Annotated in this window: 21 protein-coding genes; 10 read left to right on the forward strand and 11 right to left on the reverse strand. The window is 67.9% G+C overall.

From position 1 onward, the window contains the following. The first annotated feature begins 12 nt into the window (after positions 1-12). The 3 genes from ACNQVK_RS08330 to ACNQVK_RS08340 are packed head-to-tail and all read left to right on the forward strand — an operon-like array spanning position 13 to position 4015. A complete protein-coding gene (locus tag ACNQVK_RS08330; RefSeq protein WP_418029140.1) occupies positions 13-1341 on the forward strand; it encodes an MFS transporter in 1329 nt (442 codons plus the stop codon). Further along, complete coding sequence (locus ACNQVK_RS08335) at positions 1338-2084, forward strand: 3-hydroxybutyrate dehydrogenase (RefSeq protein WP_418029141.1); 747 nt, start codon at positions 1338-1340, stop codon at positions 2082-2084. Before ACNQVK_RS08330 ends, ACNQVK_RS08335 begins: the two co-directional genes overlap by 4 nt. Next, positions 2081-4015, forward strand: coding sequence for an acetoacetate--CoA ligase (locus ACNQVK_RS08340; RefSeq protein ID WP_418029142.1), 1935 nt, complete (start codon positions 2081-2083; stop codon positions 4013-4015). Before ACNQVK_RS08335 ends, ACNQVK_RS08340 begins: the two co-directional genes overlap by 4 nt. 84 nt (positions 4016-4099) lie before the next feature. Here the strand turns inward: ACNQVK_RS08340 and ACNQVK_RS08345 are convergent, their stop codons facing one another. Genes ACNQVK_RS08345 through fadD3 form a run of 5 tightly spaced genes read right to left on the reverse strand, consistent with a single transcriptional unit; the run spans position 4100 to position 9871 of the window. Further along, positions 4100-5257 carry a pyridoxal phosphate-dependent aminotransferase gene (locus ACNQVK_RS08345; protein ID WP_418029143.1) on the reverse strand — a complete coding sequence of 386 codons (1158 nt, stop codon included), beginning with the start codon at positions 5255-5257 and terminating at the stop codon, positions 4100-4102. A gap of 36 nt (positions 5258-5293) precedes the next feature. Then, positions 5294-6229 carry an acyl-CoA dehydrogenase family protein gene (locus ACNQVK_RS08350; RefSeq protein ID WP_418029144.1) on the reverse strand — a complete coding sequence of 312 codons (936 nt, stop codon included), beginning with the start codon at positions 6227-6229 and terminating at the stop codon, positions 5294-5296. Beyond that, positions 6226-7197 carry an acyl-CoA dehydrogenase family protein gene (locus tag ACNQVK_RS08355; RefSeq protein WP_418029145.1) on the reverse strand — a complete coding sequence of 324 codons (972 nt, stop codon included), beginning with the start codon at positions 7195-7197 and terminating at the stop codon, positions 6226-6228. Before ACNQVK_RS08355 ends, ACNQVK_RS08350 begins: the two co-directional genes overlap by 4 nt. Continuing rightward, on the reverse strand, positions 7194-8336 hold the full coding sequence (locus ACNQVK_RS08360) for an acyl-CoA dehydrogenase family protein (RefSeq protein WP_418029146.1): 1143 nt from the start codon (positions 8334-8336) through the stop codon (positions 7194-7196). Before ACNQVK_RS08360 ends, ACNQVK_RS08355 begins: the two co-directional genes overlap by 4 nt. After that, complete coding sequence (gene fadD3 / locus ACNQVK_RS08365; protein ID WP_418029147.1) at positions 8327-9871, reverse strand: 3-((3aS,4S,7aS)-7a-methyl-1,5-dioxo-octahydro-1H-inden-4-yl)propanoate--CoA ligase FadD3; 1545 nt, start codon at positions 9869-9871, stop codon at positions 8327-8329. The genes ACNQVK_RS08360 and fadD3 overlap by 10 nt, the downstream gene beginning before the upstream one ends. Before the next feature lie 47 nt (positions 9872-9918). Between fadD3 and ipdE1 the strand changes: the two genes are divergently transcribed. Continuing rightward, a complete protein-coding gene (gene ipdE1, locus ACNQVK_RS08370; RefSeq protein ID WP_418029148.1) occupies positions 9919-11067 on the forward strand; it encodes an acyl-CoA dehydrogenase IpdE1 in 1149 nt (382 codons plus the stop codon). Beyond that, a complete protein-coding gene (gene ipdF / locus ACNQVK_RS08375) occupies positions 11067-11855 on the forward strand; it encodes a (5R,7aS)-5-hydroxy-7a-methyl-1-oxo-2,3,5,6,7,7a-hexahydro-1H-indene-carboxyl-CoA reductase (protein ID WP_418029149.1) in 789 nt (262 codons plus the stop codon). Before ipdE1 ends, ipdF begins: the two co-directional genes overlap by 1 nt. Here ipdF and ACNQVK_RS08380 read toward each other — a convergent pair. From ACNQVK_RS08380 to ACNQVK_RS08405, 6 genes are read right to left on the reverse strand one after another with little or no spacing between them, the layout of a single operon-like run. Next, complete coding sequence (locus ACNQVK_RS08380; RefSeq protein WP_418029150.1) at positions 11852-13006, reverse strand: VWA domain-containing protein; 1155 nt, start codon at positions 13004-13006, stop codon at positions 11852-11854. The two genes, ipdF and ACNQVK_RS08380, sit on opposite strands and share 4 nt — an antisense overlap. Next, on the reverse strand, positions 12999-15179 hold the full coding sequence (locus ACNQVK_RS08385; protein ID WP_418029151.1) for a DUF5682 family protein: 2181 nt from the start codon (positions 15177-15179) through the stop codon (positions 12999-13001). The genes ACNQVK_RS08380 and ACNQVK_RS08385 overlap by 8 nt, the downstream gene beginning before the upstream one ends. After that, entirely contained in the window at positions 15176-16267 is a 1092-nt protein-coding gene (locus ACNQVK_RS08390; RefSeq protein ID WP_418029152.1) for an ATP-binding protein, read from the reverse strand. The genes ACNQVK_RS08385 and ACNQVK_RS08390 overlap by 4 nt, the downstream gene beginning before the upstream one ends. Further along, positions 16260-17540 (reverse strand): DUF5691 domain-containing protein, encoded by a 1281-nt coding sequence (locus ACNQVK_RS08395; RefSeq protein WP_418029153.1) that lies wholly within the window; start codon positions 17538-17540, stop codon positions 16260-16262. The genes ACNQVK_RS08390 and ACNQVK_RS08395 overlap by 8 nt, the downstream gene beginning before the upstream one ends. Next, positions 17483-17722 (reverse strand): hypothetical protein, encoded by a 240-nt coding sequence (locus tag ACNQVK_RS08400; protein WP_418029154.1) that lies wholly within the window; start codon positions 17720-17722, stop codon positions 17483-17485. The genes ACNQVK_RS08395 and ACNQVK_RS08400 overlap by 58 nt, the downstream gene beginning before the upstream one ends. Further along, positions 17719-19029: an SWIM zinc finger family protein gene (locus tag ACNQVK_RS08405; protein ID WP_418029155.1), complete on the reverse strand. Its 1311-nt coding sequence runs from the start codon at positions 19027-19029 to the stop codon at positions 17719-17721. Before ACNQVK_RS08405 ends, ACNQVK_RS08400 begins: the two co-directional genes overlap by 4 nt. 144 nt (positions 19030-19173) lie before the next feature. Here ACNQVK_RS08405 and ACNQVK_RS08410 point away from each other — a divergent pair, with 144 nt between their 5' ends. The 5 genes from ACNQVK_RS08410 (at position 19174) to ACNQVK_RS08430 (ending at position 23961) form a co-directional block, all read left to right on the forward strand. Continuing rightward, complete coding sequence (locus ACNQVK_RS08410; RefSeq protein WP_418029156.1) at positions 19174-19839, forward strand: response regulator transcription factor; 666 nt, start codon at positions 19174-19176, stop codon at positions 19837-19839. 78 nt (positions 19840-19917) lie between these two features. Continuing rightward, positions 19918-20937, forward strand: a complete 1020-nt coding sequence (locus tag ACNQVK_RS08415; RefSeq protein ID WP_418034041.1) for a HAMP domain-containing sensor histidine kinase — start codon at positions 19918-19920, stop codon at positions 20935-20937. Next, positions 20934-22481: a DUF4153 domain-containing protein gene (locus tag ACNQVK_RS08420; protein WP_418029157.1), complete on the forward strand. Its 1548-nt coding sequence runs from the start codon at positions 20934-20936 to the stop codon at positions 22479-22481. The genes ACNQVK_RS08415 and ACNQVK_RS08420 overlap by 4 nt, the downstream gene beginning before the upstream one ends. A gap of 65 nt (positions 22482-22546) precedes the next feature. Next, positions 22547-23305, forward strand: coding sequence for a cysteine hydrolase (locus ACNQVK_RS08425; protein ID WP_418029158.1), 759 nt, complete (start codon positions 22547-22549; stop codon positions 23303-23305). Beyond that, positions 23305-23961: an AmiS/UreI family transporter gene (locus ACNQVK_RS08430; RefSeq protein ID WP_409548289.1), complete on the forward strand. Its 657-nt coding sequence runs from the start codon at positions 23305-23307 to the stop codon at positions 23959-23961. Before ACNQVK_RS08425 ends, ACNQVK_RS08430 begins: the two co-directional genes overlap by 1 nt. Positions 23962-23970 lie beyond the last annotated feature (9 nt).

The raw sequence follows: 23970 nt of genomic DNA on the forward strand, positions 1-23970 counted from the left end.
GGAGAGCCGCGGATGAGCGCGCCCAATGTGACCGGTCTTCGCCGCGTTGTCGCCGCCTCGATGGCAGGCACGGTGGTCGAGTGGTACGAGTTCTTCCTGTACGGAACCGCCGCCACACTGGTGTTCAACAAGCTGTTCTTCCCGCAGGGCGGCAACGACCTGGACGCCATCATGGCGGCCTTCGGCACCTACGCCATCGGCTTCCTGGCCCGCCCGCTGGGCGGCATCGTGTTCGGTCACTACGGCGACAAGTTCGGCCGCAAGAAGCTGCTGCAGTTCAGCCTGATCCTCGTCGGCCTGGCCACGTTCCTGATGGGCTGCCTGCCGACCTACGCGCAGATCGGCTACCTGGCACCGATCCTGCTGGTGGTCCTGCGGTTCCTGCAGGGCTTCGCAGTCGGCGGCGAGTGGGGTGGTGCGGTGCTGCTCGTGGCCGAGCACAGCCCGAACCGTTCGCGCGGTTTCTGGGCCAGTTGGCCGCAGGCCGGCGTTCCGGTGGGCAACATGCTGGCGACCGTGGTGCTGCTGCTGCTGAACGGACTGCTCAGTGCCGACGCGTTCCTGTCCTGGGGTTGGCGGGTGGCGTTCTGGCTGTCGGCGGTGGTGGTGCTGATCGGCTACTACATCCGCACCAAGGTGACCGACGCTCCGATCTTCGTTGCGGCCCAACAGGAAGCCGAACAGATCAAGGCCAGCTCGTTCAGCGCGATCGAAGTGCTCAAGCGCTATCCGCGCGGGGTGTTCACCGCGATGGGTCTGCGTTTCGGCGAGAACATCATGTACTACCTGGTGGTCACGTTCTCGATCACCTATCTCAAGGAGCACGTGCACTCCGACACCAGCGACATCCTGTGGTGGCTGCTCATCGCCCACACGGTGCACCTCGTGGCCATCCCGACAGTAGGGGCGCTTTCGGACCGCTACGGACGTCGTCCGGTGTACTTCGTCGGTGCTGTCGGTGCGGCCTGCTGGGGCTTCTTCGCCTATCCGATGATGGACAGCGGTCAGTATCTGTCGGTGATCGGGGCCATCACGCTGGGCCTGGTGATCCATGCCCTGATGTATGCGCCGCAGCCCGCGCTGATGTCCGAGATGTTCCCCACCCGGATGCGCTATTCCGGTGTCTCCCTTGGCTATCAGGTCACCTCGATCGCCGCAGGGTCGCTGGCGCCGATCATCGCGGTCTGGTTGTTGAAGACCTACGGCTCGTCTGTGCCGATCGCGGTATATCTCGCGCTGGCCGCACTGGTGACGCTGATCGCGTTGGCCTTCACCCGCGAGACCAAGGGTGTGGACCTGGCGGACATCGATGCCGCCGATCTGCAGCGGGCCGCGGCATGAGCGATCTGGCCGGCCGCACGGCACTGGTCACCGGGGCTGCCAGTGGGATCGGCGCGGCATGTGCCCGCGAGCTGGCGTCCCTCGGTGCGGTGGTCACGGTGGCCGACGTCAACGGACCTGCCGCGGCTTCCGTCGCCGCGGAGATCGGTGGAAAGCCCTGGGCGGTGGATCTTCTCGGCGTCTCGGCGCTGGAGACGCTGCGGCTGGACTGCGACATCCTGGTGAACAACGCCGGGGTGCAGAGCATCCACCCGATCCAGGAATTCCCGCCCGAGCGGTTCCGGATGCTGCTGGCGTTGATGGTCGAGGTGCCGTTCCTGCTGATCCGCGCCGCGTTGCCGCACATGTACGCGCAGGGGTTCGGTCGCATCGTCAACATCTCGTCGGTGCACGGCCTGCGCGCCTCGGAGTTCAAGTCCGGCTATGTCACGGCCAAGCATGCGCTGGAAGGGCTGTCGAAGGTGACCGCGCTCGAGGGTGGCCCGCACGGGCTGACCAGTAATTGCGTCAACCCCGGCTATGTGCGAACTCCGTTGGTGACCAAGCAGATCGCCGATCAGGCCCGCATCCATGGCATTCCCGAGCAGGACGTGCTGGCCGAGGTGCTGCTGAAGGAAAGCGCGGTCAAGCAACTGGTCGAGCCGGAAGAGGTGGGCGCGTTGGTAGGTTGGCTGGCGTCTCCGAACGCCCGGATGGTGACCGGGGCGTCGTACACGATGGATGGTGGGTGGAGCGCACGATGACCACGACAGAAGCTCAATGGGAACCGACCCCGGAAGGCGTCGCGGCCGCTAAGGTCACCGACTTCGCCCGGTTCGTGGAGTCCCGCACCGGTATCAGCGCGCCTGACTATCAGAGCCTGTGGCAGTGGTCCGTCGATGATCCGGCGGCGTTCTGGGGCGCGCTGTGGGACTACTTCGACCTGGGTGAGCGGCCGGAGCAGGTGCTCGTCGGCGACGCGATGCCGGGCGTGCGCTGGTTCCCCGGTGCCCGGCTCAACTACGTCGGCCAGGTGGCCCGCCAGGCCAGGACCGATCGACCGGCCATCCTCACCGTCGCCGAGGGCGGCGCCGTCACCGAGCTGTCGTGGGCGGAATTGTTGCGCCGTACCGCGTCATTCGCGCACACCTTGCGATCGCTCGGCGTGGAGCCGGGGGACCGGGTGGTCGGCTACCTGCCCAACATCGCCGAGGCGATCATCGCCTTCCTGGCGACTGCGAGTATCGGCGCGATCTGGAGCGCCTGCGGACAGGACTACACCGCCAAGGCGGCCCTGGACCGGCTCGGTCAGTTGGAGCCGACTGTGTTGGTGACCGCCGACGGCTACCAGTTCGGGGGCAAGTCCCATGACAAGAGCGCCGATATCGCCGCGGTCCGCGAGGGTCTGCCCACGTTGAAGGCCTCGGTGCTGGTGTCACGGCTGGGCGCGGCCCGTGACGACTGGCTGGGCTGGGAGTCGGCGACGGCCGGCAAGGGCGAATTGGCCACGACGCCGGTCGATTTCGATCATCCGCTGTGGGTTCTCTATTCGTCGGGCACCACCGGGCTGCCCAAGGGCATCATGCACGGCCACGGCGGCGTGCTGCTCGAACACCTCAAAGCGGTGTCGCTGCAGTCCGACATCGGCCGTGACGACACCTTCTTCTGGTACACCAGCCCGAGCTGGATGATGTGGAATTTCCAGGTGGCCGGCCTGCTGGTCGGGGCCACCATCGTGTGTTACGAGGGCAGCCCCACCTATCCGACGGCCGACGCACTGTGGCACATCGCGGCCACCGTCGGTGCGACGGTTCTGGGCACCAGCCCCGGGTATGTCCTCGCCTGCGCGAAGGCCGGTTCGGTACCCCGAGAAGAGCATGATCTGTCGGCGCTGCGAACCGTGGGCATCACCGGATCGTCACTGCCGCCCTCGTCGGCACTGTGGCTGCGCGACAACGTCGGTGAGCGCGTGCAGGTCGCATCGATCAGCGGCGGCACCGACGTGGTCTCGGCCTTCATCGGTGGTGTGCCGACGGTGCCGGTGTGGCCGGGTGAGCTGTCGGCGCGCTACCTCGGTGCAGCGGTCGATGCCTGGGACGAATCCGGCAATCCGGTGCGTGGGGAGGTCGGCGAGCTGGTGATCACCAAGCCGCTGCCCTCGATGCCGATCGCGTTCTGGAACGACGCCGACGGATCTCGTTACCGCGATGCCTATTTCGAGATGTTCCCCGGGGTGTGGCGGCACGGTGACTGGATCACCATCACAGATCACGACAGCGTCGTCGTGCACGGGCGCTCGGATTCCACCCTGAACCGCAACGGCATCCGCATGGGCAGTGCCGACATCTACCAGTCGGTGGAGCGGTTGCCGGAGGTCGCCGAGGCGCTGGTGATCGGGGCCGAGCAGTCCGACGGCGGGTATTGGATGCCGTTGTTCGTGGTGCTGGCCGAGGGTATCGAGCTCACGGACACGGTGCGGGACAAGATCATTCAGACCATCCGCGCCGAGGTGTCGCCACGGCACGTGCCCGACGACATCATTGTCGCCCCGGGTATCCCGCACACCCGCACGGGCAAGAAGCTCGAGGTCCCGATCAAGAAGCTGTTCCAGGGCGCCGACGCCGCCAAGGTGGTCGAGCGCAGCGCGGTGGACAATCCGGATCTGCTGGACTGGTACGCGTCGCAGCGTCGTTGATTATCTCGCGCCGACACTACGGTTTCTGCCGCGGAATCGACTATTTCCCGGCAGAAACCGTAGTCTCGGCGCGGTCGGGCGGCGTCAGCCCAACCACGCACCGATGCGGCGCAGCGCCTCTTCGATATCGCTGGTCGGCCCGGCGAAGGACAGCCGGACATAGGACCCGCCGCGCACTGTGTCGAAGTCGATGCCGGGAGCGATGGCAACACCGGTCTCGGCCAACAGCTTCGAGCACCAGGCCAACGAGTCGTCGGTGTAGTCGCTGACGTCGGCGTACACATAGAAGGCGCCGTCGGTCGGGGCCAATCGGTCGATACCGATGCCGCGCAGCCCGTCGAGCAGCAGTGTGCGGTTGTCGGCATAGTGCGAGAGCAGGCCATCGGCCTCGGCCAGCGACTCCGGGGTGAACGCGGCCACCGCGGCGTGCTGGGCCAGAGCGGGCGGGCAGATGGTGAAGTTGCCGGTGAGCCGGTCGACCGCGCGTTGCAGTCCGGTGGGCACCAGCAGCCAGCCCAGCCGCCAACCGGTCATCGCGAAATACTTCGAGAAGCTGTTGACCACCACAGCATTTCGCGAGGTCTGCCACGCGCAGCTGGTCTCCGGGGCGCCCGGGTAGACCAGACCGTGGTACACCTCGTCGCTGATCAACCGCACCCCGGAGTCGTCGCACCAGCGAGCGATCGCGGCCAACTCATCGGGCGGGATGACGGTGCCGGTCGGGTTGGCCGGGCTGGCGACGATCACACCGGCCACCGGGGGATCGAGCGCGTCGAGCATCGCGACCGTCGGCTGGAACCGGGTCTCTGGGCCGCACGGGATCTCCACCACTTCACAGCCGAGCGCGGTGAGGATGTTGCGGTAACAGGGGTAGCCCGGGCTTGCGATCGCCACCCGATCGCCGACGTCGAAGCAGGCCAGGAAGGTCAGCAGGAACCCGCCCGAGGATCCGGTGGTGAGCACCACCTCGTCGACGCCGACCTCGACGCCGTACTTGCGGTACGACGCGGCGATCTCGGCGCGCAGCTCGGGAAGGCCGAGCGCGACGGTGTAGCCGAGCGGGCCCTGGTTCAGCGCGGCGACGGCAGCGTCACGCACCGCCGTCGGAGCCCCGGCGCTCGGCTGCCCGGCGGACAGGTTGACCAGGTCGCCGTGCGTGCGCTGACGCTCGTCCGCCGCCAGCCACACGTCCATGACGTGAAACGGCGGGATTCCGGCTCGCAGTGCGACGTGATTGTCCATGTGTTTCAGGCTAGAAGACGGCGGCGGCCGAGCCGCCTAGAAGACCTCAGCTTCGAGCCGGCGCAGATGCTCACGCGGCGGACCCAACAGCTGGGCGCTGCCATGGGCTCGCTTGAAGTACAGCTGGATGTCGCTCTCCCAGGTGATGGCGATACCGCCGTGCAGCTGGATGGCCTCGGCTGTCACCGCGGACAGCGCCTCGCTGGCGAAGTAGCGGGCCAGAGAGGCCGTGGTGGCTGACGGGGCGGCGATGGCGTCGTTGACGACGGCGCGCGCCGAGGAGACCTTGACGTACAGGTCGGCCATCCGGTGCTTGAGCGCCTGGAAGCTGCCGATCGCGCGACCGAACTGCACCCGGTCCTTGGTGTAGGCGACGGTGAGGTCCAGGCAGCGCGACGCGGCACCGATCTGTTCGGCGGCCATCAACAGGGCCGCGGTGTCGGCCAGCCCCGGGTCGGCGCCGAGGGCGACAGTGTCACCGGGGATCACCGCGGACAGCCGGCGGGTCAGATCCATGGTGGATTTGGGGGTGGCGGTGAACGTGGTCCAGCGGGTCAGGTTCTCCCCGTCGGCGGCGATGACGACATCGGCCACGTCACCGTTGAGCACGTAGTCGGCGTCGAATGCCACGGTGCCGATGGAGGCGCCCTCGGCGAGACCTTCGAGCGGCTCGTGATCTCCGACGGCCAGCAGGGCGAGCTCGGCCAGCGTGGTACCGAGCAGCGGCGTCGGCACCAGGGCCTTGCCGAGCTCTTCGAGGACCACCGCGGCATCGGCGAGTTCGCCTCCGGCGCCGCCGAGTTCCTCCGGCACCACCAGGGCGGCGGCGCCGACCTGCTCGCACAGCAGGCCCCACAGCTTCTCGTCGTAGCCGCGCTCGGATTCCATCGCGGCGCGCACTGCCTCGGGGGAGGCGTGCTTGTCCACCAGTGCGGCGACGGTTTCGCGCAGCAGTTGGCGTTCTTCACTCACGAGAGGACCTCCAGGAGTCGACGACGGTGCAGGGTGGGATCGCCCCAGGCACTGCGCAACGCCTGAACGCGCAGCAGTGACAGGGACAAGTCGTGTTCCTGGGTGAACCCGATGGCACCGTGGGTCTGCAGCGCCGAGCGGGCGGCCAGCAGGGCGGCATCGGCGGCGGCCACCTTGGCGGCGCTGATGTCACGTGCGGTGTCGGGCGACGTGGCCCCATCTTTTTGGCTGGCAAGTGACAGCGCCGCACCGTAGACCAGGGGGCGAGCCAGTTCGACGGCGATGAGCACGTCGGCCAGCTTGTGCTTGATGGCCTGATACGAGCCGATGATCCGGCCGAACTGCGCGCGCTGCTTGGCGTATTCGACCGACTGATCCAGCATGGCCTGGCCGGCGCCCACCAACTGGGCCGCGGTGGCCAGGACACCGAACTCATAGGCCCGTGCGGTGTCGGCCGCATGAGTGGCACCGGAGGCGTTGACGTCGAACAGCTTTCGGCCCGGATCGACGGAATCGTGAGCAGTGCCGACGGCGGCGTCGCCGACCTGGCCATCGGAGGCCAGCAGCGTCAGTCCCGCGAAGTCGGCGTTGACGGCGCGCGGCACCTGCGGAGGCATGGCGACGGTGGCGATGAGCTCGCCGGCGGCCAGTGCGCCCGAGCGCTCGTCGTCCGCGAGCAGAATCGGTGCGACGGCGATCGATTCGGTCACCGGACCGGGCACCGCCCAGTAGCCCAACCGTTCCAGGGCGACGACGAGGTCGACCGGATGCGCCTCGATGCCGTCGTACTTCTCCGGCACCAACAGTGCGGTCACGCCGAGGTCGGTCAGCTGGGCCCAGACCTTGCGGCCGGGCCCGGTGTCCCCGTCGCCCCAGGCGCGCACGGCAGCCGGAACATCGGCGGCGCCCAGCGCCGCGTCGATGCTGGCCGCGAAGTCCCGCTGCTGTTCGTCGATCTCGAAATTCACTTTGCCTTCCCCCCAGATTCACGCGGTAGTCCGAGCAATCTTTCCGCGATGATGTTGCGCTGGATCTCGTTGGTGCCGGCGTAGATCGGGCCGCCAAGAGCGAACAGCAGACCTTCGGTCCAGTGATCGACCAGCTCGGCGTCAGGACCCTGCAGGTCCAGGGCGGTCTGGTGCAGGGCGACGTCCAGGTCGGACCAGAACACCTTGGTCACCGAGGACTCGGCACCGAGTTCGCCGCCGTTGGCCAGCCGCGTCACGGTGCCGAAGGTGTGCAGCCGGTAGGCCTGGGCCTTGATCCAGGCGTCGGCCACGCGGTCGGTGAACACCGGATCGGGGTTGCTCTTCCACTGAGCGACAAGGCGTTCAGCTGGAGCCATGAAGCGCGCCGGACTGCGCAGCGACATGCCGCGCTCGTTGCTCGACGTGCTCATCGCCGCGCGCCAGCCCTCGTGCACGCCGCCGATCACGTCGTTGTCCGGCACGAACACGTCGTCGAGGAAGATCTCGCCGAAACCGGTGTCCCCGCCGAGCTGGGCGATCGGGCGCACGGTGATGCCGGGCGCCTTGAGATCGAACATGAAGTAGGTCAGACCCTTGTGGCGCTGCGCCTCCGGGTCGGAGCGGAACAGGCCGAAGCCGCGCTCACCGAACGGTGCGCGTGAGCTCCAGATCTTCTGCCCGTTGAGCTTCCAGCCGCCGTCGACCTTGGTGGCCGTCGAACGCAGGGAGGCCAGGTCGCTGCCGGACTCCGGCTCGGACCAGGCCTGGGCCCAGATCTCCTCGCCGCTGGCCATTTTCGGCAGCACACGCTGGAGTTGCTCTTCGGTGCCGTGCGCGAACAGTGTCGGCGCCAGCATCGCGGTGCCGTTGGCGCTGGCCCGGCCGGGAGCACCGGCGTGGAAGTACTCCTCCTCGAACACCACCCACTGCAGCAGGGTGGCGTCACGGCCGCCGTACTCCTTGGGCCACGCGATCACCGACAGCCCGGCGTCGAAGAGCACCTTGTCCCAGCGGCGGTGCTGTTCGAAACCCTCAAGGGTGTCGTACGACTTCGTCGGGAAGGACTCCCGATTGGCTTTCAGGAAGTCACGGACCTCGGCCCGAAAGGCCTCGGTCTCGTCGTCGAATGTCAGGTCCATTGCACCCCTTCTCGGGTCCCTCTGCTGCGCAGCACCGGTTTGATCACCTTGCCGCCCGGATTTCGCGGCAGCACATCCAGAAACTCAACTGATCGCGGCACCTTGAAGTTCGCCAGATGCTCGCGGGTGTGGGCTATTACGGCGGCCTCGTCGAGCGTCACCCCGGGTTTGAGCACCACGTAGGCCTTGCCGACCTCGCCGAGCCGCTCGTCGGGGACGCCGATCACCGCGGCCTCGGCCACCCCGTCCAACCGGGCCAGCACCTGCTCGATCTCGGCCGGGTACACGTTGAACCCGCCGCAGATGAACATGTCTTTGAGGCGGTCGGTGATGGTCAGGTTGCCGCGGGTGTCGAGCGTGCCGATATCGCCCGTGTGCAGCCAGCCGTCGGCGTCGATGGCCGCCGCGGTGGCTTCGGGGTCGTCGAGGTAGCCGAGCATGACGTTCGGGCCGCGCAGCAGCACCTCGCCCGAATCATCCAGGCGCAGTTCGAAATCGGCGATGGGCCGGCCGCAGGTGGTGGCCACCGTCATGGCGTCGTCGTCGGAGCGACACATGGTGCCGAATCCTGCCGCCTCAGTCAGGCCGTAGGCGGTCAGCACGATGTCGATGTCGAGTTCGGACTGCATCCGCTCGATCAGGACTACCGGGACGACGGCCGCGCCGGTGACCGAGAAGCGCAGAGAGGACAGGTCGTAATCGGCACGCTTGGGGTGGTCCAGCAGGGTCTGGAAGATGGTCGGCGGCCCTGGAAGCACGGTGATGCGCTGTTCGGCAATGGTTTTGAGGGCCTGCTCGGGTTTGAACGTGAGCACCGGGTACAGCGTCGCGCCGGTCTGCAGGCAGGCCAGGATGCCGGCCTTGTAGCCGAAGTTGTGGAAGAACGGGTTGATGCAGAGGTAGCGGTCGGTGCTGGTGACCTGACCGCACTCGGCCCAGGCCGCCGATCCGTCGAGCGACTGGCGGTGCGCGCACCGCACGCCCTTGCTGCGTCCGGTGGTGCCGGAGGTGAAGAGGATGTCGGAGACGTCGTCGGGCTGTACCGCGGTGGCGCGGGCGTCGACAGCGTCCAGGTCGGTCCCGCGGGCGACGAACTCATCCCAGGTTCCGTCGTCCTTCTCTATCGGCACCCGCACGATGTGCCGCAGCGCGGGCAGCGCGTCTCGGTCCAGTTCGGCCGCGTGGTCCGAGCCGAGAAACTCGCCGGAGGCGATCAGCAGCGGAGCCTCGGTGCGGGCCAGGATGTCGGTGGCCTCGCTGGCGGTGTAGCGGGTGTTCAGCGGCACCATCTGCGCGCCGGCGTAGTGCGTGGCCAGGCAGGCCACCACCCAGTGCCAGGTGTTGGGGGACCAGATCGCCACCCGGTCGCCGGGTTTGACACCGAGGTCGATCATCGCCGCGGCAGCTTGGCGTACGTGCGCGCGCAGTTCCGAATAGGTGAGGCTCTTATTGTCGCTGACCAGGGCCTCATGGTCGGAAAACTCCACGGCAACCCGGTCCAGCACCGCTGGAACGGTGCGGCGATCGCTCGTCATCGATGCTCCCTTAACAAAGCAAGTGCTTGGTAGGTTAGCCTACAGGGGTGATAGAGGTCCAGGAGTTCCGGGCCGAGGTCCGGCAGTGGCTCGCAGACAATCTTGTTGGCGAATTCGCAGCGCTCAAGGGCCTGGGTGGACCGGGGCGTGAACACGAAGCCCTCGAAGAGCGCCGGGCGTGGAATCAGCATCTGGCCGCGGCGGGATTGACCTGCCTCGGCTGGCCGGTGGAGCACGGCGGCCGCGGGCTGTCGGTCGCGCATCGCGTCGCCTTCTATGAGGAGTACGCCCGCGCCAACGCGCCCGACAAGGTCAACCACCTGGGCGAGGAGCTACTCGGGCCGACACTCATCGAGTACGGCACGCCCGAACAGCAGCAGCGGTTCCTGCCCAAGATCCTCGACGTCACCGAGCTGTGGAGCCAGGGCTACTCCGAGCCCAACGCCGGCAGTGACCTGGCCAATGTGGCGACGACGGCCGAGCTGGTCGGCGAAGAATGGGTCATCAACGGCCAGAAGGTATGGACATCACTCGCGCACTGGGCGCAGTGGTGCTTCGTGGTGGCGCGCACGGAGAAGGGCTCCAAGCGCCATGCCGGACTGTCCTATCTGCTGGTGCCGCTGGATCAGCCCGGAGTCGAGATCCGCCCGATCATCCAGCTGACCGGCGACTCCGAGTTCAACGAGGTGTTCTTCGATGACGCCCGCACCGAGGCCTCGCTGGTCGTCGGTCAGCCCGGTGACGGGTGGCGGGTGGCCATGGGCACGCTGACCTTCGAGCGCGGCGTGTCCACGCTGGGCCAGCAGATCCGCTACGCCCGTGAGCACTCCAACCTCGTGGAGCTGGCCAAGCGCAGCGGCGCGGCCGACGATCCGCTGATCCGTCAGAAGCTGACCGAGTCGTGGACCGGTCTGCAGGCCATGCGGTCCTACGCCCTGGCCACCATGGACGTGGAACAACCGGGCCAAGACAACGTGTCGAAGCTGTTGTGGGCCAACTGGCACCGCGAGCTCGGCGAGATCGCCATGGACGTGCAGGGCACGGCCGGGCTGACGCTGCCCGAGGGCGAATTCGACGAGTGGCAGCGGCTCTACCTGTTCTCGCGTTCGGACACCATCTACGGCGGGTCCAACGAGATCCAGCGCAACATCATCGCCGAGCGGGTGCTCGGCCTACCCCGAGAGGCCAAGGGCTGATGGATTTGTCGGTAGCTCCCAAAGAGGTTGAGGGCCACGGCCTGCTGAAGGGCAAGGTCGTCCTGGTGACCGCCGCCGCCGGAACCGGCATCGGCTCGTCCACCGCCCGCCGCGCTCTGCTGGAGGGCGCCGACGTCGTGGTGTCCGACTACCACGAGCGGCGCCTGAACGAGACCCGTGAGCAGCTGGCCGAGCTCGGCCTGGGCCGGGTCGAGGCCGTGGTCTGCGACGTCACCTCCACCGAGGCGGTCGACGCGCTGATCGCCCGGTCGGTCGAAAAGATGGGCCGCCTGGACGTTCTGGTGAACAACGCCGGCCTGGGCGGAGAGACCCCGCTGGTCGACATGACCGACGACGAGTGGGACCGGGTCCTCAACGTCACCCTGAACTCGGTGATGCGGGCGACCCGCGCCGCCCTGCGCTACTTCCGGGATGTCGAGCACGGCGGTGTGATCGTCAACAACGCCAGTGTTCTCGGCTGGCGCGCGCAGCACTCGCAGTCGCACTACGCCGCGGCCAAGGCCGGCGTCATGGCGCTGACTCGTTGCAGCGCAATCGAAGCCGTCGAATACGGCGTGCGGATCAATGCGGTCTCGCCGAGCATCGCGCGGCACAAGTTCCTCGAGAAGTCGGCCGATGCGGCCCTGCTGGACCGGCTGTCCTCCGACGAGGCGTTCGGCCGCGCGGCCGAGCCGTGGGAGATCGCCACCACGATCGCCTACCTGGCCAGCGACTACTCGAGCTACCTGACCGGCGAGGTCATCTCGGTCTCCAGCCAGCGGGCCTAGGGCGAGTCCATCCCGCGCTGGGCGAGACCGGTTCGGTCCGCCCAGCCCCGGATGTCGCCCTTGTTGATGGCCAGCGCCAGCAGCTCGGGAAACGCGTCCGGCGTGCAGGCGAACGCCGGGATCTCCATGGCAGCCAGATCGGCGGCGATCTCCCGGTCGAACGACGGTGCGCCCGAATCGGACAGCGCCAGCAGCACCACCACCTGGACGCCCGCGTCGACGAGTTGTCTGACGCGGGCGAGCATCTCGTCGCGGACGCCGCCCTCGTAGAGGTCGGAGATCAGCACGAAGATGCTGTCGGCCGGGCGAGTGATCAGGTTCTGGCAGTACGCGATGGCCCGGTTGATGTCGGTGCCGCCGCCGAGTTGAGTGCCGAACAGCACGTCGACGGGGTCGTCGAGCAGGTCGGTGAGGTCGACGACTTCGGTGTCGAACACCACGAGCGACGTGCGCAGCGACCGCATCGAGGCGATCACCGCGCCGAAAACCGCGGAGTACACGATCGATTCGGCCATCGACCCGGACTGGTCGATGGCCAGCACGATGTCCTTGGTCACCGAGCGGCCGGCGCGGCGGAACCCGACCAGCCGTTCGGGGATGATCGTGTTCAGCTCGGGCTGAAACGTCTTCAGGTTGCGCGCGATGGTGCGGTTCCAGTCGATGTCGGACGCCAGCGGACGGCTGGTGCGGGCATTGCGCGACAGCGCCCCGCGCAGCGTGGCCCGGGTGCCGTCGGCGATGCGCCGCTCGATGTCCTCGACGACCTTGCGGACCAGGGCCCGGGCCGATGCCTTCGACTCGTCGGGAATGGCCTGCCCCAGGGTGATCAGCGTGGTGGCCAAGGACAGGTCCGGTACGACGCTGTCCATCATCTCCGGTTCGAGCAGCAGCATGCGCAGGTTGAGCCGTTCGATGGCATCTTGCTGCATGACCTGAACCACCGTGCTGGGGAAGTACTTTCGAATATCACCCAACCACCGCGCCACCGAGGGGGCCGAACCGCCGAGCCCACCTTTGCGGTCGTAGAGCGCCGACAGCGCCTTGTCCATCTCGACGTCGCCGCCTTGCAGGCTCGGCAGTGACTCCGCGTCCGACCCCAGCACCAGCCGCCACCGGCGGTCCCGTTCGTCGGAGATGGTCTCGTCAGACATGGGCGATACCTCGTGCGAAGATGGCCGCCGCCGCGGCCACCGCGGGGCGGGCGCGTTCGGCGTCGATGGCGAATTCGGTGTGGACAGCGGAGCCTGCCGTGGCCACCGCATGCCCGATGTTGCGTTTGATGCCGGCATCGAAGGTGCTGAAGGTGCGACGTACCAGCGGCAATACGTCGGTGAACTCCGTAGCCGTCAAACCGGTCAGCCATTCGTCGATGACAGAGAGCAGTTCGGTGTCATGCACCAGCAACAGCCCGCTGCCGGACAGAAAACCCTCGATCCAGGCCGACTTCTCGTCGGCCGGTGCGCCGATGCTCAAGGCGCGGCGCATGCGTTGCGCCGCTTCGGCGGTGGTGAACACCGCTCCGTCGACGCCGATGCGGACGAACCGGCCGACCAGGCTGCCGTGGAGGTCGTCGCGATCAGCCAGGCGCGCGATCGTGGCCAGCCATTCCCCGCGGATCTCGGTATCGAGCAGGTCGACGGTGTCGGTGACCGCGTTGATGTGCGCGAGCATTTCGGCGGCCGCGTCGGGGCCGAGCCCGGTCAGTGTCGCGGGCAGGCCGACGTTGACGCGGCGCAGCAGGGACGTGGTCACCACACCGAGGGCACCCGCGTCGGTGCGGCGCACATCGCCGTAGCGCAATGACCGGGCCAGCGCGGGTAGGGCCGCCATGAGCTCGGTGAGGTCCCGGTCGACCGCGGCCTTGTTCTCCAGGATGGCCAGCAGACGGGCAACCGCTTCGTCGACCCCGCCGAGCAGGGCGGCCTCGATCGCCGCGGTGACCTGTCCGAGATGCGTCGAGTTCTCGGCGGTATCGGCCAGTTTGGCCTTGCAGGCGCGGTACACCGTGTTGCCCCACACCGACGACACCACGACCTTCACGGCGAACTCGGGTTGCCACTGCAGGGTCCACGCTTCCTTGAACGTGCCCTGCCCGCTGATCGTCTCGGGTTCGCCCCACGGAATGCCGAGCACGGTGAGCCGATGCAGCAGATGGGACTTCGCGAGGTCGTTCGGCTTTCGCAGGTCGAGGGTCACCTGCTTGGCGGTTGGGTCGGGTTTGAGGCGCAGTGACTTCTGCTGCTTGGTGATGTCGGCGAGCAGCGGCACCATCGGCAGATGCTCGGGAATGCCGCCGAGCCGTTCCCCGATCACCAGCTCGCGCACGATCAGCCCGAACCGGGTGTCGGATCCCTCGCACAACACGGACTCGGTGGCCTCGTTCACCTCACTCAAACCGGGGTGGGCGCGACCCCGCATCGCGGCGAGCGCGTTGGCCAGCCGGACGCCTTCGATGACGTGGGCCGAGGAGACGAAGATGTCGTGGTCGCGTAATGCCCTGGCTGCCAGGGTGAGCCAGGTTTCCACCGGACGTTCCCGCTCTAGGAACGCGTGCTGATACCAGCCGGGCGAGCGGATACCCGCGCCGTAGCCCGACGCCGCGGCCAGCCGCGAATGCGTCCACGGCACCCATACCGTCGCGGACTTGACCTTGGGCAGGCCGCGCAGCAGGGCCGAGTCGGCGCTTGCCGGGGGCAGTTTCCCGGCCAATGCCGGAGCGTGCCAGGCCCCGCAGATCACGGCCACTGTCGAGAATTCCTTGACGGCTTTGCGGATCACCTGACGCATGTGTGCTTCGCGCTGCTGCTCGATGGGGTCATCCTCGTCGGGTTCGAGCTCCCGCACCGTCTGCATGGCCTCGGTGATCGCCTCGAATCCAGTTCCGTCCGTACGTGATTCAACGACGTCGTCCCACCAGCGTTCGGGATCGTCATACCCCGCGGCGTCGGCGAGCGCAGCGATCGGATCGACACGGACGCGTGAAGCGTCCTCGTGCCGCTGATCGCGCTGTGCCAGCACGGTGGCGGCGGGCAGATCACAGAACCGTACCGGAACCCGGTGGCGGGCGGCCCACAGCAGCGCCTGCCACTCGGGGGAGAAGCCGCCGAACGGCCAGAACGCCGACACCGCGGGGTCATCGACCGCGTAGGCCATGATGGCCACCGGTGGCACCATGTCGGTGTCGTCCACGTCGGTGGTGAGCCGGTCCGCGTCGGCCGGCCCTTCGATCACCACAATGTCGGGCTGGATGCGGTCCAGCTCGGCCACCACGGCACGCGCAGATCCGGGACCGTGGTGCCGGATACCCAGGACGTGGGCGGTCACGAGTGCAGGACGTCCCGCGATGCCCGGTAGAAGTCGGCCCAGCCGTCGCGTTCACGCACCACTGCTTCGAGGTATTCCAGCCACACCACCGCGTCGTTGACCGGATCCTTCACGACCGCACCGACGATGCCGGCTGCGGTGTCGGCCGGCCGGAGCACTCCGTCGCCGAAGTGTGCCGACATCGCGATGCCCTGGGTGACCACCGAGATCGCCTCGGCGGTGGACAGGGTGCCCGACGGCTGCTTGAGCTTGTTGCGGCCGTCGGCGGTCAGCCCCGAGCGCAGTTCCCGGAAGACCGTGACGACCCGGCGGATTTCGTCGGCCGAGGTCGGGACCTCGGGCAGCTGCAGCGACCCGCTGATGTCGGCCACCCGGCGCGTCACGATCTCCACCTCGTCGTCGAGGCTCGCAGGCAGCGGAAGGACCACGGTGTTGAACCGGCGGCGCAACGCCGAGGACAGGTCGTTGACGCCGCGGTCGCGGTCGTTCGCCGTCGCGATCACGTTGAACCCCTGCGTCGCCTGCACCTCACCACCGAGTTCGGGTATGGGCAAGGTCTTTTCGGACAGCACAGTGATGAGCGCGTCCTGGACCTCCGACGGGATACGGGTCAGCTCTTCGAGGCGGGCGATCTTGCCGTCGCGCATCGCGGTCATGATCGGTGACGGAACCAGGGCCTGCTGTGACGGGCCTTCGGCGATCAGCCGGGCATAGTTCCAGCCGTAGCGCACCGCTTCCTCGACGGTGCCCGCGGTGCCCTGCACCAGCAGCGTCGAATCCCCGGTCACCGCTGCGGCCAGATGTTCCGACACCCAGGTCTTGGCGGTGCCGGGCACGCCGAGCAGCAGCAGTGCCCGGTCGGTGGCCAGAGTCGCCACGGCCACTTCGATGATCCGCCGGGGCCCGATGTACTTCGGGGTGATCTCCACTCCCTCAACGGTTTCCCCGCCGAGCAGATAACGAACGACGGCGTGTGGCGACATCAACCAGTTCGGCGGCGCGGGTTTGTCATCCGCGGCGCGCAGGGCCGTGAGTTCCGCGGCGAACAGCTGCTCGGCATGCGGACGCAGCAGGGTCGCTTCAGTCATTGGAGAGTTCCTTTGCAATGTCGGATCGCAGGGTGAGCAGCTCGAAAACGGTGGCGTAGAACTTGTGCAGTTCCTCGTCTGCGGTGTGGTCGACGAGTGTCGCGATGCGCCGCAGCCAGTCCAGCGGATACCCGGCCGCCAGATGCGCAGCGGCCTCGCGGCGCTGCCGTGCCGTGCCCCAGCCGGCCCCGGCCAGGGATCCGAACAGCGCTGCGGCGACGTCGGGGGCAAACGGTCGCGGCAGGCCCGCGGCGACGCGCACCAGCGGTGCGGCCTCCGCGATGTTGGTGAGCGCGCGGATCATCTCGGCGGAGATGGCCGGATGTGCGGTGGACGGGTCGTAGCAGGTGGCGTAATCGGCGGGCAGGCAACGCTGTAACAGCGGCACGGCCCAGGTGGGGTCGTCGCCGCGCAGCGCGCTGAGTGTCAGCGCGGCCAGCACCGCCTGATCGGTGTCGGACAGCGCGCGGGCCACCTTCTCCGGTGCCACCGCGCCGAAGACCTCGGCCCAGAACGCGATCGGCGTGCGCGCGACGACGGCTTCGGGTTTGGTGGTGCTCAGCCCGTCACGAACCGCCGCGGCGTCGGGCCCGGCCAGGGGATGGACAGTGACCTTGACCCCGAGCAACGACTTCTTGACCGAGAAGATATGCGCGGCACGGTCTTTCATGCGGTCCAGGTAGCGGCTACGCGAACGGTCACCCAGTACGGCGATGGCGGCACTGCGCACGGTGACGGCCCGGTCGTCGAGCGCGGCTTCCAGGAAGGGCTCGTCGGCGTCGTGCTCAGGTGACGCGAACGCCGCCAACAGCGCCGCCCGGGACTCGGCGTCCTCGGCCGCCCAGTGCTGCGCCACGAGGTCGCGGGCCCGATCCGGGTCGAGGCCGCGCGCGGCGGCGAGCCAGTCGAGGCGTTTGGCGGTGTCGCCGTGGGTGTAGTCGGTTTCCTTGGGCCATTCGGTGGGCCGGGCTCGCAGAACGTCGCGCAGCGCGCGATGTCCGCGGCCGTAGTGCTCGACGGCGTACCACCGGCCACCGTTGCCGATCGCCACCCAGAGTTCCTTTGTCACAGCGCCGCTCCGCTGGATCCGCAACAAGTCGGGGATGAGCCGCGGCGGGAGGCGGAGGCCCGCCGCCGCGATGTCGGCCAGCACCCCGTCGAGGATGGGACGGATCGTGAGCGCCCGCTCGATGAGAAAGGCGTGTGCAGCGGTGATCAGCGGCCGGGATTCCGATGGCGCCGGATCGGAGCCCGTCTCGACGGACGTCGGCAACTGCCCGGCCGCCGGGCGACTGCGTAGAGGCCGGCCACCCGCAGCACCGACCCTACCGGGTCGCCGGCGTCGTGCACCGCCGCGACGCTGCCGTCGATCGGAGCATCGAATGTGCTGTCGGGTAGGGGTTTCGCACCGAATCCGACCGTGGCGGCGGAGATCATCCTTTGGTAGTCGCTCACAGCGCGGTCACCGCCGGTCCGGCCAGACGCGATGGCGGCGCGTCGCTCAACATCGACAGCGGATCGATCCCGTCCGTGGTGACCTCGGTCAGCAGCGGCAGTAATCGGCCGCCGCTTCCTGCCTGCAGCCGAGCCCAGCGGGCGTCGTCGCAGATCGCCGGCATCGCGTTGCCCGAGGCATCGACCAGGTAGCGGCGCTTGGGCCTGGAGAGTTCTACGGGGCGGGCGGCGATGATCGCGGGGTACCGGAGCAACCACGGGTCGACCGTCAGTGCGCGGGCGCGGCCGGCCAGCGCCGAATCGATCCCGGTGCCGGCGACCGCGAGTTGCCCGATGGGCTCGGTCGGCACGTCGCCGTCGGGGATTGCGACTCGGAAGCTCGACGGGCCGCCGGGATACGGGTGGACACCGCCGGTGAATTCCCGGCCGGGGGTGAGCCGGTTGTCGAAGCTGGCCCCGCTCGGCGCGGTGGACTGCACATTGACCAGGAGCCCGGTGGTAGTGCCGCTCAACCACATTCGCCGCGTGGTGTACCGATCCTCCAAGGTCTCGGCGTAACCGAGTACCTGCCAGGTGTCGTTGACCGAGTCGGCGGCCAGCACCTCGGCCCGCGGGACCGTGAATCCGATGTGGCGGCGAACCGCGGCGGCGGTCTCCACGGACAGCGCGTCGATCGTGCGGTAGGCGTCGATCAGCAGCCGGATCAGCCCGAGGTCCTCGATGATCAACCGTGGCCACTCGTCGTGGGTGAGATGGCCGGGCAGGGCGCGCAACCAGCGCGCCAGGCCGGGGGCCTTGGCGTCGACCATCCGCTTGGCGATCGGCTCGCTCCACCCGGCGTACGGATCGGCGCTGATGCCGGCGACACCGTTGCGGATCTGATCGTCGATCCATCGCTGGAGCTGCTCCAGGCCCTCGCTGACGCTGTGCTCGCGTGCCGCGATGGCCTTCTCGCTGACTTCACGCGGCGCTTTCGGAGCTGCGGGAGCCGCGGGAGCCGCGACGACGCCCGCTGGAGCCTCCGACGAGGCGTCGACGCTGCCGCCACACCAGCGCAGCACCAGACCGACCACGTGTTTGCAGGGAAACTGCCGCGACGGGCACGAGCATTTGTACGTCGGGCCCACCAGGTTGACCTGCACGCGATACGGGGTGCGCCCGCTGCCCTGGAAGTCGCCCCACACCAAGGTCTGGGTGGCACCGGTGCCGGACCAACCGGCAGCGCCTGCGAGTTTCTGGCCCGCTGCGTACGCCTTCCCGGCAAACTGACGTACCTCGTCGGTGGACCACACCGTTTGCTGATCCAACCGCCGCCCCTCCACATGCGTACTGACCCCGGCCAGCCTAACCAGAACGCCCGACACCCGACCACAGCAAATTCGTGACGGTCTCCACAGGATCTTCACAAACACTGCCCGTGACCACCACAACCTGCACCTAGAGTCGGGTTCGTGAAGCGAATCCTGGTGGTCGACGACGAGCCGACCATCCTGGCCGCGGTGGCGACCCGGCTGCGTGCCGAGGCGTTCGAGGTGGAGACGGCGGTCGACGGGCCGTCGGCGGTGGAAACCGCGCTGGCAACGTCGCCCGATCTTGTCGTCCTCGACGTGATGCTGCCCGGCTTCGACGGTCTGGAAGTGTGCCGGCGTATTCAGGCGCAGCTTCCCGTGCCGGTGCTGATGCTGACTGCCCGCACCGACGAGACCGACATGCTCATCGGCCTCGGTATCGGTGCCGACGACTACCTGACCAAGCCGTTCAGCATGCGCGAACTGGTGGCCCGGGTGCGGGTGCTGTTGCGCCGGGTGGACCGGACCAACGGCGACCATCCGCTGTCGGTGGGCGGCTATCGCATCGACCTGAGCGAGCGTCGGGTCCATGAGGGCGACCGGGAGATCCACCTCACCCGGACCGAATTCGATCTGCTCGTGTTCCTGGCCGGGCGGCCCAGGGCTGCGGTGGCCCGCGAGACGCTGCTGGAGCACGTGTGGGGTTGGGCGGCCGGGGTGGAGACCCGCACCGTGGACAGCCACGTCAAGGCGCTGCGCCGCAAGCTCGGATCCGAGCTGATCCGGACGGTGCACGGTGTGGGCTACGCCCTGGAGGTTCCGCGATGAGCGCTTGCGCGAAGAGCCGAGTGGTCCGATGAGCGCTTGCGCGAAGAGCCGAGTGGTCCGATGAGCCTGGCCGACCGGGTGACCGCACTGTGGGACCGACTGCCTCGACCGCTGGATCCATTCGCATCGTTCAAGGTCAAGACCGGCCTGCTGGTGGGCGGGGCGATCCTGCTGGCCTCGTTCACCTTCTGGGTCGGCGCCAGCTGGCAGTTCCGGTACGCGTTGCTTGCCGCACTTGCCACTTCGTTGATCTTGACGCAGTTTCTGGCGCACGGGATGACCTCGCCGCTGCGGCAGATGACGGCGGCAGCGCGCGCGATGGCCCGCGGCGACTACAGCATCCGGGTGCGCGCCACCTCCCGAGACGAAATCGGTCAATTGGCAGCCGCATTCAATCAGATGGCGGCGGATCTCGAGGCTGCCGACGAGTACCGGCGCGGCCTGATCGGCAATGTGTCCCACGAGTTGCGCACACCCATCACGGCATTACAGGCGGTGTTGGAGAACGTGGTGGACGGTGTGGTCGAACCCGACGCCCAGACCATGCGGATGGCGCTGTCTCAGACCGAGCGCCTCGGTGAGCTGGTGAGCAACTTACTCGATCTGTCCCGGATCGAGGGCGGGGCGATTCCGTTGCAGATCAGTCGGTTCGACGTCGGCGAGTTCTTGCGCGACGCCGTCGAACACGTCTCTGTGTCGGCGAGCGACATACCGGTGGTCATCAGGGTGTCACCGCCCGACTTGAAGGCCGTCGCCGACCCGGCACGGCTCCGGCAGGTGGTGGTCAACCTGGTGGACAACGCAATTCGGCACAGTCCGACCGGTGGCCGCGTGATGGTGCTGGCGACGCGTCAGGTGTCGGGCTTGCGGCTCGAAGTGGCGGATCAGGGCCCGGGTATCGCGGCCGCCGAGCGTGAGCGTGTGTTCCAGCGGTTCACCCGCGGTGCGACCTCTGACGGTGGCACGGGCCTGGGGCTGGCGATCGCCCGGTGGGCAGTCGAATTGCACGGCGGGGAAATCGAAGTGATGGATACCGGGGCGGGATGCCGGATCAAGGTAGGTATTCCCGAATCGACGACGGGGGAAGGGTTGCCATGACGACTGTGGTTCCAGGAGTTCCTGAAGCTCCACGATATCCGGGACAGCCGGTGATACCGCCGCTGATCGGTCCGGCGCTGCCGAGCTCGGGTGAGCCCGGGTGGACGGTGTGGCCACGGCGGGTGTGGCCGATCGAGCCGCTGTCGTCGGCGCCACCCCGACCGCTGATCCTCGCCGTCGCCGCAGGTTTGGTGGGGACGGCGGTGTGGCGGCCATCGGTGCTCAGCATCGGTTACCTCGTGGTCGGGATCATGGTTTTCGGCGTGGTGTTCGGCACTGCCGAGCGTCGACCGACCCGCACGGAGTGGGCCGGGATGGCGTTGACCGTGGCGTTGCTGGCGGTACCCGCACTGCTGGCGGCCGACTGGCTGGGTGTGCTGTGCATCATGGCGGCCTGGATCGTCGGCTGGTGCACGCTTTTCGGCGGGCGGACCTGGACCGCGGTGTTCAGCGCGCCGTTTCTGGCGTGGGCCCTGCCGGCCCGGGTGAGCGGGTGGGTGCGACGTGGTTTGCCAAGCCGGGTGGGTGTCGCCAACCCGGGTCGCGTCGCCGTCGTCGTCGGTCTCACCGTGCTGCTGGCTTTCGTGTTCGGCGCGTTGTTCGCTTCGGCGGACGCGGCTTTCGCGCATCTGGTCGGCAACCTGGTACCGGCCTTCGACGGCGTCGACGCCATCGCGCGGGTCGTGGTTTTCGGGATCGTGGCGGCCTTCGTCCTCGGCGGTGCCTACCTGACCCGATTCCCACCGCGGCTCGATGCCTTGGCTCCCGCGCCGATGAAGGCGGTGCCCCGCTGGGAGTGGGCGCTGCCGCTGGGCGTGCTCGACGCGATGTTCCTGGCGTTCGTGATGGTGCAGGCCGCGGTGCTGTTCGGCGGTCACACCCATGTGCTGGAAACCGAAGGACTGACCTACGCCGAATACGCCCGGCAAGGCTTCTGGCAGCTGCTGTGGGTCTCGGCCCTGACCCTGCTGGTGCTCGGCGTGGTGATCAGGGTGGCAGGCCGGGCCGATGCGGCCGACCGTCGTCTGTTGCGGGTACTGGTCGGAATACTCTGCGCCACATCGGTTGTCGTGGTGATCTCGGCCATTCACCGGATGTGGCTGTACCAGCAGGCATACGGCTTCAGCACTGATCGGCTGATGGTGGTGACGATCGAGCTGTGGCTCGGTGTGGTGTTCCTGCTCGTCGCCGCGACGGGGGTGCGGATGTCGGGCCGGTGGCTGCCGCATGCGGTGCTGGTGGCCGGTGTGATGGCGCTGCTGGGGTTGGCGGCGCTCAATCCCGAGCGGCTCGTGGCCGATCGGAACATCGACCGGTTCCAGCAGAACGGTCAACTCGACGCCGAATACCTGTCCAGGCTGTCGTCGGACATCGACCCGGCGCTACACCGGTTGCCCGAGCACATCCGTGCCTGCGTGCGATCCGAGGGTTCGGATGCGGAGCCGTGGTACCTGTTCAATCTCTCGCGGTCGCGAGCCGACCGTCCGGTGGTGACCGATCTTCCGGAGTACTGCTCGCCGTACTGGTCGTACGACTATCGGTAGCTACGCCAGAATCGCGCCGATCCAAAGGCTGTCAACCTCGTCGCCACCGGTCGAAGGTATCCCGTGTGACCGCACTCGCCGTCGACGGCTCGCCTCGAATCACCCCGCTCGAGCCGGTTGCGCTCGATCCCGAAGCGCTGGGGTATCCGCCCGACAACCTGGCCGCCATCCCGCCGCTGGCCAAGCAGTGGGAGCAGCTCGATTTCCGCGAGATCCTCTCACGGCCGGCAGCTTTCCTGTCGATCAGCCAGTCCAACTCGCTGTACCGGCCGGGCGGGGTTCAGTACGCGGAGGGCCATGCTTTCCGCGGGAGCCTCGAAGCCACCGTCAAGGCGGCAACCGCCGCGCGATCGGCGCCGAATTTCTTGTCGTTCAACTGGATCGGGTTCTCGGTGTTCCGCGCGAACTACCCGAAAACCGATTTCGACAAGGCGCAGTACGACGGGTGGACCGGCCACATCGACGCGACCCCGGAGCAGATCGCCTGGGACAACGAACTTGTGGGTGAACTTCGCGATCTGGTCGAACCCGGTGACAACGAGCTGTACGAGAAGGCGCTGCAGACGGCCTTCGTGGGCACCGACCTGCCCGGTGCGTTGAGCCGGCAACGAGTCGAGGTGTTGGTGCTCACCGGGATCCATCTCGACTGGTGCGTGGAAGGCAATGCCCGGGCGGCGCGCGACCATGGCCTGTTGCCCATCGTGATCGGCGATGCGACCGGTGCCGCCCATCCCGATCAGGAGCGTGCGGCCTTCGAGCGGATCAACAACTTCTTCGCGCCGGTGATCACTTCGGACCAGTTCGTGGAGTGGGTCGGTCGCTGATGGGGAACGTCGGCTTGCTTCTTGTCGGTGTGGCGCTGTTCGTCAACGGACTCGTCTCGGTCGGGGTGGTCAGCGGGCGGGGAGCCGCTCCGCTGAACCTGTTCGTCGGCGCCGCCCAGGTCGTCCTGCCGACGTTGGTTCTCGTGCAGTCCGGCGGCGATCCCGGCGTCGTCAACGCGACCTGGCCGAGCTATCTGTTCGGGTTCACCTACCTGTGGTTCGGGTTCATCCAGATCTTCGACATCGATCCGAGCGGATTCGGTTGGTACAGCACGTTCGTCGCGGTGATCGCGGCGTACTACGCGATCAAGAGCGTCGGAACCGATCCGGTTTTCGCCGTCATCTGGGCGACCTGGGCGATCATGTGGTCGCTCTTCTTCGTGCTGCTGGGGCTCGGGGTGGCCAAGGTCGGCCGGTTCGATCTGGGCCACTTCACCGGATGGTTCCTCGTGCTGCTGGGCGTTCCGACGTGCACCGTGCCGGCGATCCTGCTGCTGAACGGGATCTGGCCGACGTCGCCGGTCGCCGGTGCCGCCGCGCTGGTGGTGCTGCTGGCGGCCACTGTGCTCTCCGTCGCGCTGTCCCGGCGCAGTTCCCGGCCCGTCGAGGACATCCTCCCGATTCCGCACGTCGGAGGTGTGCCGCAGCCGGCGTGAGCCTGATGG

The organism is Mycobacterium sp. 134, assembly GCF_048282715.1.
Classification (GTDB): domain Bacteria; phylum Actinomycetota; class Actinomycetes; order Mycobacteriales; family Mycobacteriaceae; genus Mycobacterium; species Mycobacterium septicum.

What these genes read in the sequence shown, in the direction of transcription:
- ACNQVK_RS08330 (WP_418029140.1), top strand. Translation starts at nt 13, where the DNA reads ATGAGCGCGCCCAATGTGACCGGTCTTCGCCGCGTTGTCGCCGCCTCG.
- ACNQVK_RS08335 (WP_418029141.1), top strand. Translation starts at nt 1,338, where the DNA reads ATGAGCGATCTGGCCGGCCGCACGGCACTGGTCACCGGGGCTGCCAGT.
- ACNQVK_RS08340 (WP_418029142.1), top strand. Translation starts at nt 2,081, where the DNA reads ATGACCACGACAGAAGCTCAATGGGAACCGACCCCGGAAGGCGTCGCG.
- ACNQVK_RS08345 (WP_418029143.1), bottom strand. Translation starts at nt 5,257, where the DNA reads ATGGACAATCACGTCGCACTGCGAGCCGGAATCCCGCCGTTTCACGTC.
- ACNQVK_RS08360 (WP_418029146.1), bottom strand. Translation starts at nt 8,336, where the DNA reads ATGGACCTGACATTCGACGACGAGACCGAGGCCTTTCGGGCCGAGGTC.
- fadD3 (WP_418029147.1), bottom strand. Translation starts at nt 9,871, where the DNA reads ATGACGAGCGATCGCCGCACCGTTCCAGCGGTGCTGGACCGGGTTGCC.
- ipdF (WP_418029149.1), top strand. Translation starts at nt 11,067, where the DNA reads ATGGATTTGTCGGTAGCTCCCAAAGAGGTTGAGGGCCACGGCCTGCTG.
- ACNQVK_RS08380 (WP_418029150.1), bottom strand. Translation starts at nt 13,006, where the DNA reads ATGTCTGACGAGACCATCTCCGACGAACGGGACCGCCGGTGGCGGCTG.
- ACNQVK_RS08390 (WP_418029152.1), bottom strand. Translation starts at nt 16,267, where the DNA reads ATGACTGAAGCGACCCTGCTGCGTCCGCATGCCGAGCAGCTGTTCGCC.
- ACNQVK_RS08420 (WP_418029157.1), top strand. Translation starts at nt 20,934, where the DNA reads ATGACGACTGTGGTTCCAGGAGTTCCTGAAGCTCCACGATATCCGGGA.
- ACNQVK_RS08430 (WP_409548289.1), top strand. Translation starts at nt 23,305, where the DNA reads ATGGGGAACGTCGGCTTGCTTCTTGTCGGTGTGGCGCTGTTCGTCAAC.